This window comes from Nonomuraea maheshkhaliensis, assembly GCF_039529435.1.
Classification (GTDB): domain Bacteria; phylum Actinomycetota; class Actinomycetes; order Streptosporangiales; family Streptosporangiaceae; genus Nonomuraea; species Nonomuraea maheshkhaliensis.
Genome location: NZ_BAAAMU010000213.1, coordinates 1 through 10389, shown reverse-complemented (window position 1 = coordinate 10389; position 10389 = coordinate 1). Strand labels below are relative to the sequence as shown.

The following is a 10389-nucleotide window of genomic DNA, read 5'->3' as shown; positions in this document are numbered from 1 at the left end:
TCCCCCCCCCCGCCGGCCGCACCCATGGCCCCGATCTCACCGGCCTTCGCGGCCCCGTCCGCGGCGCAGATCTCGCCGGTTCCTGCGGCCTCGTCCGCTGAGTCGTTCTCGCCGATCCCCCCAGCCCCGTCCGCCAGCTCCAGCGCGAAGGCGCGGAGCAGGTCGTGGCAGGCGTAGCGGCCGTGCGTGACCTCTGTGATCAGGTGCGCGTCGAGCAGGGCGGCGAGCAGTCGCGAGACCCGCGCCTCGTCGACGCCCGCCAGGCTGGCCGCCGCCGCCACGGTGAGGTCGGGGCCCGGATGGACGGCGAGCAGCCGGAACAGGCTCGCCACGTCGCCGGGCAGCACGTCGTAGGAGCAGGCCAGCACGAGCCGCAGGCTGGTGGCCGGGTCGCCGGTGCTCAGCCCGCCCAGGTCGCCGTCCCGCCGCAGGTCCGCGGCCAGGGCGTCGAGCGGCAGGACGGGGCTGGTGACCGCCCGTCCCGCGGCGATGGCCAGGGCCAGGGGCAGCCGCGCGCACGCGTCGATGATCGCGTCGGTGGCGGCGGGGGCGGCCTCGATCCGGTCACGGCCGAGGCGGTGGGCGAGCAGGTCGCGTGACTCCGTCCGCGAGAGCAGGTCCAGCGTGACGAGGCCGGCCCCCTCCGCCGTGATCAGGCCGCTCAGGCTGCGCCGGCTGGTGACGATGACGCCGCAGTCCGGGCCGCCGGGCAGCAGCCAGCGCACCTGCTCGGCGTCGCGGGCGTTGTCGAGCAGCACCAGCATGCGCTTGTCCGCCAGCGCCGTCCGGTACAGCGCGGCCCTGGCCGCCGGTTCCTCCGGGATGCGCCGCGGCGGCACGCCCATGGCCTCCAGGAACGCCCCCAGCGCCTCTCGCGGATCGACCGCCTCGCCGGCCGGGCCGAACCCCTGCAGGTTCAGATAGAGCTCGCCGTCCTCGAACCGGCCGCGCGCCCGGTGCGCCCAGTGCAGCGCCAGGGACGTCTTGCCGACTCCGGCCGTGCCGGCGACGACGCAGATCCTCGTCCCGCCCGCGCCCGCGTCGAGGTGGCGGTCCAGCTCTTCCAGCGCTCCCGTACGCCCGGCGAACCCGGCCACGCCGACCGGCAGCTGCCGGGGCCTGGGCGGGGCGGGGGCGACCACCTCGGGCGGCTCGTCGCCGTCCCGCTCATCAAGCTCCGCGGCCGGTACGGCCTGCGAACGGGCCACGGCGGTGAGCACGTCCTGCTCCCGCGGGTCGAGCCCAAGTGCGTCGGCCAGCAGCCGGAGCGAGGCCGCGCGGGGCCGCTCCACGAGGTCGCCTTCGAGCCGGCGGATGGTCCTGGCGTTGACGCCCGCGCGGTCGGCGAGCTCTTCCTGGGTCAGCAGCGCCCGGTCCCGCCAGGCGCGCAGGAGTGTTCCCAGGCTGCGGCCCGCCTCGCCGGAGCCCTCTGCTGTCCCAGCTGACATGACACTCCCTCGATCCCCGATGCCGGCGGCGGGCACTCGCCATGACACCACAATGTCACGCGGCCATCGCGCACGAGTGCGGATGAACGGGGCACTCCACCCGACGGCCTCGCGCCCTGGGAAGGCGGGTTTCGCCGCCGATACACCGGGCGATGGGGAGCCGGGTCAGCGGCGGCTCCGTGCTGCCGATCCTCCGGCGGCGGGGAGCCGGGTCAGCGGCCGGTCCGGTCCTTGCCTCTGCCGATCCTCCAGGCGATGCCGATGGCGATCATGATGCCGATGGCGGAGATGATCCAGCCTGCGGTGTCCATTGAGCCTCCTTCGCGTCGGACGGACGCCCGGCGGCGCCGTGCGGCGGTCGCGTCGTCCGCGTCCCGCCATCAGCCCGCCGATCCCGCAAGGTTGTAGCGCTGCCCCGATCCGCGCCGGGCCAAACAGGACGGCGGCCGATCATCCGGCAGCGCCGCGCGTTAGATCGGTGAGCACGTCGTCGTGCGGGTGGGCCTCATGACCGCAGTCGAGTTGATCGTGGCCGCGCTGACGGCCGGCGCCTCCGCCGGGGTGACCGCGTCCGCTTCCACGGCCGTTCAGGACGCCTACACGGGCCTGCGGGACGCCGTCCGCCGCCGTCTCGCCGGCGATCAGGACACCCTCGACGAGCTCGACCGGGACGCCCAGGACGGGCCGGAACGCCTGATGGCGGCGCTGGAGGCGGCGGGCGCGGATCGGGTCCCGGGATCCTCCAGGCCGCCCGCGGACTTCTGGCGCTGGTGCGAGGGCCGCATGCCGGGCAGCGCCCCACCGTCGTGCTGCACGAGGCGAAGGGCGTGCAGATCGGCGACGGCAACACCCAGACCAACACCTTCACCTGACCCGCCGGGCGCCGGGCGTCAGTTCACGGCCCGGTCGGACTCGGCCTCGGGCAGCGACTCCTCCTCGGGCGGGGCGGACGGGGTGATCTTCGTGGGGCGGATCCGGCCGCCCAGCTTCGTCCGCCAGTTCGGGCGTCCAGGCCCCCTCGTACCCTCTTCCGGGCCGCCTTCCGCGTCGTGCTCCGGCTCGCTCGCCGGGACGGGTTCGGCGCGGGCCGGGGAGACCGGCGTCGCCGACGACGGCGCGCCGGTCGGCGGGGTGCGGCCGGGCTCGGCCTCGCCGTGTTCGCCGTGCCAGTGGGCCAGCCGCCCGCCCCTGCCGACGGCGCGCAGCCGCTGCTCCACCCGGTCACGGGTGTCGGGCGTGGTGACGATCAGGACCTCGTCGCCTTCCCGTAGGAGCGTTCCCGGCTCGGGGACGAGCGTGTCGCCGTCGCGGACGATGAGGGTGACGATGGACGGTTTCGGCAGCCGCAGCTCGAAGATCTCCACGCCGTGCAGCCGCGAACCGGGCGGAATGGTGAGGGTGAGCAGCTCGGCGGCCAGGACGTCGAGCGGCGCGGACTCGATGTCGACCTCCCTGGCCTGGTGCGGCGCGGCGATGCCGAGCACGCGGGCGAGCAGCGGCAGCGTCGGCCCCTGCAACAGCGTGAACAGGACGACCAGGACGAAGACGATGTTGAGCAGCTGATGACTGCCCGGCACCTCGGCGACGATCGGGTAGGTGGCCAGCACGATCGGCACCGCGCCGCGCAGCCCGGCCCAGGAGATGAAGACGTGGTCGCGCCAGCCGGTGCGAAAGGGGAACAGGCTCGCCAGTACGGACGCGGGCCGGGACACCAGCAGCAGGACCGCGCCGATGATGACGGCGGGCAGCAGCACGCCGGGCAGCTCGCTCGGGGTGACCAGCAGGCCGAGCATGACGAACAGGCCGATCTGGGCCAGCCAGCCGATGCCGTCGGCGAAGGAGCGCGTGGCGGCGCGGTGCGGCAGGACGGCGTTGCCGAGCACGAGGCCGACCAGGTAGGCGGCGATGAAGCCGGAGGCGTGCACGGCGCCCGCCGCGGCGAAGGAGATGATGCCCAGGCCGACGGTGGCCAGCGGATAGAGGCCGGTGGCGGGCAGGGCCACGTAACGCAGCGCGAGGGTGCCGGCCCAGCCGCAGGCCAGCCCGATCGCGGCACCCGCCGCCAGCTCGAACGAGATCTGCCCGGCGATGGAGAGCGGATCGCCCAGGTTGCCGGGGGCGGCGGAGAAGACCAGCACCAGGATGACGGTGGGGGCGTCGTTGAAGCCGGATTCGGCCTCCACGATGCCCGCGATGCGGCGGGGCAGGGGCAGCACGCGCAGGACGGAGAAGACGGCGGCGGCGTCGGTGGAGGAGATGATCGCGCCCAGCAGCAGCGCCAGTTGCAGGTTCATGCCGAGCAGGTAGTGCGCTCCGGCGGCCGTGATCACCACACTGACCGTGACGCCGACCGTCGCCAGCAGGGCCGACGGCAACAGCAACCGGCGGATGTCGGCCCACCGGGTGCTCAGCCCGCCTTCGACGAGGATGATGGCCAGCGCCGAGGTGCCGAGGGTCTGGGCCAGCTGGGCGTCGTCGAAGTCGATGCCCAGCACGTCCTCGCCGAGCAGCACGCCGAGAGCCAGGAACAACAGCAGGCTGGGCAGGCCGAGCCTGCTGGCGGTGCGTGCGGCGGCGATGCCGGCGAGCAGCACCATCCCGCCGGCCAGTAACACCCCGTACAGCTGCTGCAGACTCATCGTAAACCCTTACGTGACGGCGGAAAGTGTCTGGATCTGTGACGATACGGGGCATAGCTTCGCATCGACACTTACCGGATCACGGTGTCGTGGATGCGATGGCGGCGCGCGGACGGCGTGACGTCGGCGCCGCCCTGGGGCTGTTACCCATCGGGAGCGGAAGTGATGTCCACGGTTTTGGCCAGGTACGGTCTCGGAAATGATCGGGGTGCGGGCGCGGTCCACGCGTACCGGGACAGGACGTGAGGTGGCCGGTGGAGATCGAGCAGACGGCGTTGCCAGGGATCGGACTACGACATTTGTTCGGGACGAGCTCCGGGCGGCGCATCGGGGTGGTCTCGTACCGCACCGGCCGCCGCGACCTGGTGATCTACGACGCCGACGATCCTGACCAGGCGGGCGCGGTCGTCGTGCTGAACGACGACGAGGCCGACGCCCTGGCCGAGCTGCTCGGCGCGCCGCGCATCGTCCGGCGGCTCGATGAGCTGCACCACCAGGTGGAGGGGCTGGTCAGCGAGAAGCTGCCCATCCCGGCCGGTTCCCCGTACGCAGGCCGGACCATGGGCGACGCGCGGGTGCGCAGCCGTACGGGCGCGTCGATCGTGGCGGTGGTGCGCGGCGCGCGGATCGTCTCCAGCCCGGGACCCGAGTTCACGCTGGACGCCGGCGACGTGATCGTCGTCGTGGGCAGCGAGGAGAGCGTGCAGGAGGTCGCGGACATCCTGACGAACGGGTAGGCGCGCCTCCTGGTCGTGCCGGTGCCGCCGCGCATCCGTCCTACGATGTGCTGCGGCCGACACCCGACGTACGACGACCAGGAGTGGTTCATGGAGCTGGACCTCGGCGCCGTCAGGACCTTTCTCGCCGTCGTCGAGGACGGGCACTTCACCGACGCGGCCGCCCGCGTGGGCATGAGCCAGCAGGCCGTGTCCAAGCGGATCGCCAAGCTCGAAGCCGACCTGGGCGTGGCCCTGCTGCTCAGGTCCCGTTCCGGGGTCAGGCCGACCGAGGACGGCGCCGCCTTCCTCCCCCACGCCAGGGCGCTGATCAGCATGGCCGACCAGGCCGCGGCGATGCTGCGGGCGCGCCGCCGCGCCCTGCGCATCGACGTGCTCGGCCGCGACACGGCCTCCATGGACCTGGTCCGGGCCTTCTACGAGGCGGGGGACGTGGACGTCGACATCGTCGTCTCCCGTGGCGCCGGCTCGCGGGGGTCGACGCTCGCCGACGGCTCGGTCGACGCGGCGTTCGGCCGCGCCATGGAGCCGCTCGCTCCGGGGATCCGGCGCGTCCCCGCCTGCCTGGAGCCCATCCCCGTCCTGGTCGGCCGCCGGCACCGGCTGGCCAGGCGCAGGCGGGTGCGGATGGAGGAGCTGTCGGGCTCGACGGCGTGGATGCCGGGCAACGCCGCCCACGACAGCGAGTGGGCGGACTTCTACCGGTTCCTCAGCGCCGAGTTCGGGGTTCGCATCGACAGCTCGGGGCCGTTCTTCGGGCGTGATCACATCGCGGAGCGGGTGGCGGGCTCGCCGGACGTCGTCACGTTCGGGACCAAGCGGCAGTATCCGACGCCTCCTGACGTCGTCGAGATCCCGATCATCGATCCCACGCCGGTGTACCCGTGGTCGCTCATGTGGCACGAGGCGAACCGGCACCCGTCGCTGCCGCTGCTCATCGCCTACGTGAAGGACCGCTTCCGCCCGTACTCCGCCGGGACCCACTGGCTGCCCGGCCCGGACCGCGCCTTCTTCCCCGTTTCGTGAGCGATCGGGCGGCTCGGGCCGTGGGGGCATGGACATCGCGCGATCCGGCGGGCTCAATGGTGATCGAGACGCAGGTTCGGCGGAGGGGGCCGGGATGCCGTACGACGGAGGTCAACGTGTCGAGCCGGCTCCGGCCTGGGCGGACGACCTCGACGCCTTACGCGGGATGGCCGCGCTGCTGGCCACGGAGCTGCGCTGCTCCCCCGCCGACCTGGACGCGAACCGGGCCGGACTGCTGGCTCCCCGGCAGCGGCGCCGGCTGATCCGCCGCCTCGCCCGCCACGCGGCCGGGCTGGCCCTGAGCGGCGCGGTGGTGCTGGTGCTGCTCGTCATCCCCCTGGTGTCCGCCCTGATCAATGTGGTGACCGGCGCGCCGCGCACCGGCGACAGCCTGTTCGTCCTCGTCTTCTTCGGCCCGATCATCGTGCTCCTCCTCATGGGCATGGCCGTGGGCCTACGCCAGAGCAAGGCCCGCGACCTGCTCGGCGTGCTGCGCGCGGCGGCGCCCGTCCAGCGGGTGGTGGGTGAGGTACGCGACGGGGACGGCGGGCGGGAGGTGCGGCTGGGCCCCTTGACCTACTCGCTGACGGCGAGGGTGAACGCGGGGCTGCTGGCCCCGGGACGGTACGCGGCCTATCACGTCGGCTCCCCGTTCGACTCACCCATCCTGCTCTCGGCCGAACTGCTCGCGGCCGAGACACCCGGCTGAGCGCCGGCACGGTGCGAAGCCCGGCACGGTCTGAGCCCTCGTCACCCCCGGAGCAGTTCGGCGAGCACGGCCGCCTCGCTGATCTCCGCCTGCTTGGTCGCGGTGAGCAGGGTCAGCACGCCGCCTTGCGCGAGCTCGCGCAGGTGCGCCAGCGCGGCCGCCCGTCCCGGCTCGGTGAGCTCCTCGCGGTAGCGGCGGCCGAACTCGGCGAACAGGTCGGGGTCGTGGCGGTACCAGGTACGCAGCTCCGTCGAGGGGGCGACGTCCTTGCACCACTCGTCGAGATGCGCCCTGTCCTTGCTCAGCCCGCGCGGCCAGATCCGGTCCACCAGGACCCTGGCGCCGTCATCGCCGGCCGGCTCCTCGTAGACCCGGCGCACCCGGACTCCGCCGTCACCCGCCATGCTGCGCCCCTTCCCGCCGAGGCCTGCCCGCCGTCGTCCCTCTCATGCCCCGACGCTACGCCGACGGATGTCAAGCCGAGTTCAGAGACTCCTCCACGACGGGTGTGGTCCCCTGACAACGGGGTTGCCGTACGGCCTCACTTGGGATGGACCCCCCGTGGCGATCGGCTGACGCTGTCGGCGAACCAGCGGGTGATGGTCGTGGGATGGGTGATGGCGGTGCCGACCACGACGGCGTGCGCGCCCGCCTCGACGGCCGCGGCGGCCTGCTCAGGCGTGTGGATGCGCCCCTCGGCGATCACCGGGACGGGCAGGTCGTGGCTGAGCGCGGCGACCAGCTCAAGGTCGGGGCCCGGCCCCGGCCGGGAGTGCGGCGTGTGCCCGGCCAGCGTCGTCCCGACGACGTCCGCGCCCGCCTCGGCGGCGGCGACGCCCTCCTCGTAGGTGGAGACGTCCGCCATGACGAGCCTGCCCGTACGGTCGTGCACGGCGGCGATGATCTCCGCGAACGTCCGGCCGTCGGGGCGTGGCCGCAGGGTGCCGTCCACCGCCACGATGTCGGCCCCCGTTCCGGCGACGGCGAGGGCGTGATCGAGGGTCGGCGTGATGAACACCTCACCGTCGCCGTCCTTCCACAGACCGATGAGCGGCAGGTCGAGCGCGGCCCTGATGCGGCGCAGGTCCTCGATCCCCTGAGCCCGGATCCCGGCGGCCCCACCGGCGGCGGCCGCCTGCGCGATGCGGCACATGGTGCCGGGGTCACGCATCGGCTCACCGGGGTACGCCTGACAGGAGACCACGAGACGGCCACGGATGGCGTCCAGCGCTGTTGGGCGGCCGGGGGCCGTCGATGTCGTGGGGCCTTGCCGATGGGACGTCATGGATCCTTCCGGGTGGGTGGTGGTGAAGCCAGGCGGGCGGCGCCCAGGAGGGCGGCGGTCGCGGAGAGGGCGGCGGGCACGATCGGGACGTCGCGCAGGGCGGGCAGCGTCTCGACGGCGATGGCCGCGCGTACCGGCTGCCACCAGGCGGCGCCGCAGCCGGCGACGCCTCCCCCGATGACCACGATCTCCGGGTCGATGACGTTCATCAGCCCGCCGATCGCCTGGCCCAGTGCGATCCCGCCGGCGGCCAGGACGTCCGTGGCCGGCGGGTCGCCGGCGGCGGCGAGCCGGGCGACCTCGGCGAGGTCCGCGGCCCGTGTCCCACCCCTGCGGCGGTACTCGGCGAGCAGCGCTGGGCCTGACGCGACCGCCTCCACGTGCCCCGTGCCGCCGCATGGACAGGGCGCGCCGGCCGCCGCGGGCACGGGCATGTGGCCCGCGTGCCCGGCCACCGAGCGCGGTCCGTACCGTACCCTTCCGCCGAGCACGATGGAGGCGCCGACGCCGGTGCCGACGGCGACCAGCAGCACGTCCGCGCACCCGGCTGCGGCGCCGCGCCACTGCTCGCCGAGGGCGTGCGCGTGCACGTCGTTGCCGGTCGCGACGGGCAGGCCGCCGAGCCTGCGGGACAGGCCGCCGCGCAGGTCGGTGCCCGCCCACCCGGCCAGGGCGCGGGTGGCGGAGACCACCACTCCGCGTTCCGGGTCGATGACTCCCGCGCTGCCGACGCCGACCGCGGTGACGCTCCCCCAGCGGTCGGCGGCGACGGAACGGACGAGCTCGGCGGCGGTGTCGAGGATGGCCTCGCGTCCCTCGGCGGCGGGGGTCGGCCGGGTCGCGGTGTCCAGCAGGGCACCGGACGGGTCGACCAGCCCGGCAGCGGTCTTCGTCCCACCGATGTCCACCCCGACGACCAGCCCGGTGGAGGTCTCCGTCCCCTCGACGACCCCAGCGACCGGCCCGGACTCGCTCCTCATCTCTGGCCCCTTCACAGCGGCGTCCCTCCTCCGGTCTTTCCGGAGCTCACGTCAGACGGGCGCGTTCCGGGCACTGGGCCGGGGGACGGGGTCATGGGGGTGATGCCGAGGGCGGCGAGGGCGGAGGCGCCGCGTTCGGCGTGGTCGCCGCCCGCGAGCAGCAGGGTTCGTGCGGACTGGTACGGGCAGCCGGCGGCGGCGAACGCGTCCGCCGTGGCGACCAGCGCTTCCCCGTCTCCGCTGAGCAGGGCCTGGGCTCGGTGCACGATGGCGGAGGCGACCGGGTTGCCCGCGACGAGTTCCCCTGCCTCGGTCAGCCGGACGCGGGCGTCGGGGCTTCCGGCGAGTACGGCCGCTTCGGCCCGGAGCGCGACGTACCAGTGGAGCCAGATCCAGGTGACCCATTTCCACACTTGGCGGGGCTCGGGGGCCATCCGCTCCAGCGCTTCCGCTGCCTGCCCGCGGTGCAGCAGGAGTATCGCGTCGAAGACCGCCCCGTAGCCGTAGGTGTGCTCCGGTGGGCTGCCGAGTTGCTCCAGGACCTCCTGCCATTCGCGCCGGGCGTCCCGGTCGCCGCGGAGGCCATGGATCATCGCCACGCCGGCCGCCGCCGGGGACAGTATCGACCGGGAGGGGCTGCCCGCCCGCCGCCATGAGTCGAGGAACCGGACGCTGCCGGTGAGCACCTCGCCGACGTCGCCCGCCAGCGCGTCGACCATCAGCAGCCGGCACGTGGCGCGGTGACCCGCCTCCGCCAGCGACGGATGCTCGGCCAGCCGGCGCGCCCACTGGCGGGCGCCGAGCACGTCCCCCGCGCCCAGACCGGCCTCGACGGCGATGCCGAGCGCGTCGATCATCTCGTGCGTCGCGGCCGGGGAGATCATCTCGTGGGTGCCCGCCGACGACATCCTCTCGTGGGTGCCGGCCTGCGAGAACACCTCACGGGTGCGGGCCGGTGGGATCGGCGAGGACGACAGGAGCGCGATCCGGTGCCGGGCCGTGGCCGCCGTGGCGAACGTGTCGCCGGCCCAGCTCTGGGCGCCGGTGAGCGCGTCGAGTGCGGCCGACTCGGCGAGCGGGTCGCCGGTCTCGCGGGCCAGCTCGACCGCCCGCTCGGCGCGCGCGTTCGTCTCCTGTACGGCGTTGCCGGGCGGCCCCTGGGCGGCCCCGAACGCGTCGGTGAGCACCGCGGCCTCAGCCAGCGCCAGGGCAGCCCGCACGGCCGGATCCGCTCCGGCCGAACCGTCGTCGGCCGGACCCGCACCGGCCGGCCCCATGCCAGCCGAATGCTCGCCGACCGGGCCCACGTCAGCCGCATGCTCACCGGCCCGCTCCTCGCCATCCAGACGCGCACCAATCGGGTCCTCGCCAACCGCACGTCCACCGGCCGATCCCTCGGTGACCGTCTTCCGGGCCTCGGCGATCAAGGTGAGGGCTTCGTCGCGGGTCGGGAGCCGGGTGAACGTGCTTGAGAAGCGGAACGCGATGGTGGCGGCGGTCGCCAGGTCGACGGCGGCGCCCGCCGTGGCCCCCGCCTCCCCGGCGGGCGCCCCCGCCGCGGCGGG

At 74.2% G+C, this 10389-nt stretch carries 9 protein-coding genes and 1 pseudogene; 4 read left to right on the top strand and 6 right to left on the bottom strand.

Features of this window, described 5'->3' with window-relative positions; genetic code table 11:
- The coding region (locus ABFX54_RS54550) for a helix-turn-helix domain-containing protein (RefSeq protein ID WP_346115234.1) at window positions 1–1448 on the bottom strand (1448 nt) is incomplete at its 3' end.
- Between the two features lie 770 nt (window positions 1449–2218).
- Between ABFX54_RS54550 and ABFX54_RS54545 the strand changes: the two genes are divergently transcribed.
- Window positions 2219–2320: an RIP homotypic interaction motif-containing protein gene (locus ABFX54_RS54545; RefSeq protein ID WP_346115233.1), complete on the top strand. Its 102-nt coding sequence runs from the start codon at window positions 2219–2221 to the stop codon at window positions 2318–2320.
- An 18-nt stretch (window positions 2321–2338) separates the two neighbouring features.
- Here the strand turns inward: ABFX54_RS54545 and ABFX54_RS54540 are convergent, their stop codons facing one another.
- Window positions 2339–4087, bottom strand: a complete 1749-nt coding sequence (locus tag ABFX54_RS54540; protein WP_346115232.1) for a potassium/proton antiporter — start codon at window positions 4085–4087, stop codon at window positions 2339–2341.
- A gap of 254 nt (window positions 4088–4341) precedes the next feature.
- Here ABFX54_RS54540 and ABFX54_RS54535 point away from each other — a divergent pair, with 254 nt between their 5' ends.
- The 3 genes from ABFX54_RS54535 to ABFX54_RS54525 all read left to right on the top strand — a co-directional run bounded on the left by ABFX54_RS54535 (window position 4342) and on the right by ABFX54_RS54525 (window position 6559).
- Window positions 4342–4824 carry a cation:proton antiporter regulatory subunit gene (locus ABFX54_RS54535; protein WP_346115231.1) on the top strand — a complete coding sequence of 161 codons (483 nt, stop codon included), beginning with the start codon at window positions 4342–4344 and terminating at the stop codon, window positions 4822–4824.
- Between the two features lie 90 nt (window positions 4825–4914).
- A complete protein-coding gene (locus tag ABFX54_RS54530; protein WP_346115230.1) occupies window positions 4915–5850 on the top strand; it encodes a LysR family transcriptional regulator in 936 nt (311 codons plus the stop codon).
- 94 nt (window positions 5851–5944) lie between these two features.
- Window positions 5945–6559 (top strand): hypothetical protein, encoded by a 615-nt coding sequence (locus ABFX54_RS54525; RefSeq protein WP_346115229.1) that lies wholly within the window; start codon window positions 5945–5947, stop codon window positions 6557–6559.
- Between the two features lie 41 nt (window positions 6560–6600).
- Here ABFX54_RS54525 and ABFX54_RS54520 read toward each other — a convergent pair whose 3' ends face one another.
- The 4 genes and pseudogenes from ABFX54_RS54520 to ABFX54_RS54505 form a co-directional block, all read right to left on the bottom strand.
- Window positions 6601–6963 (bottom strand): DUF488 domain-containing protein, encoded by a 363-nt coding sequence (locus tag ABFX54_RS54520; RefSeq protein ID WP_346115228.1) that lies wholly within the window; start codon window positions 6961–6963, stop codon window positions 6601–6603.
- A gap of 137 nt (window positions 6964–7100) precedes the next feature.
- On the bottom strand, window positions 7101–7844 hold the full coding sequence (locus ABFX54_RS54515; protein WP_346115227.1) for an N-acetylmannosamine-6-phosphate 2-epimerase: 744 nt from the start codon (window positions 7842–7844) through the stop codon (window positions 7101–7103).
- On the bottom strand, window positions 7841–8824 hold the full coding sequence (locus ABFX54_RS54510; RefSeq protein WP_346115226.1) for an ROK family protein: 984 nt from the start codon (window positions 8822–8824) through the stop codon (window positions 7841–7843). Before ABFX54_RS54510 ends, ABFX54_RS54515 begins: the two co-directional genes overlap by 4 nt.
- A gap of 11 nt (window positions 8825–8835) precedes the next feature.
- A pseudogene (locus ABFX54_RS54505) lies at window positions 8836–10389 on the bottom strand (hypothetical protein); the annotation flags it as partial.

Bases quoted from the DNA above. Each gene is read 5' to 3' on its own strand.
- ABFX54_RS54510 (WP_346115226.1), bottom strand. From the start codon at position 8,824: ATGAGGAGCGAGTCCGGGCCGGTCGCTGGGGTCGTCGAGGGGACGGAG.
- ABFX54_RS54540 (WP_346115232.1), bottom strand. From the start codon at position 4,087: ATGAGTCTGCAGCAGCTGTACGGGGTGTTACTGGCCGGCGGGATGGTG.
- ABFX54_RS54530 (WP_346115230.1), top strand. From the start codon at position 4,915: ATGGAGCTGGACCTCGGCGCCGTCAGGACCTTTCTCGCCGTCGTCGAG.
- ABFX54_RS54525 (WP_346115229.1), top strand. From the start codon at position 5,945: ATGCCGTACGACGGAGGTCAACGTGTCGAGCCGGCTCCGGCCTGGGCG.
- ABFX54_RS54515 (WP_346115227.1), bottom strand. From the start codon at position 7,844: ATGACGTCCCATCGGCAAGGCCCCACGACATCGACGGCCCCCGGCCGC.
- ABFX54_RS54520 (WP_346115228.1), bottom strand. From the start codon at position 6,963: ATGGCGGGTGACGGCGGAGTCCGGGTGCGCCGGGTCTACGAGGAGCCG.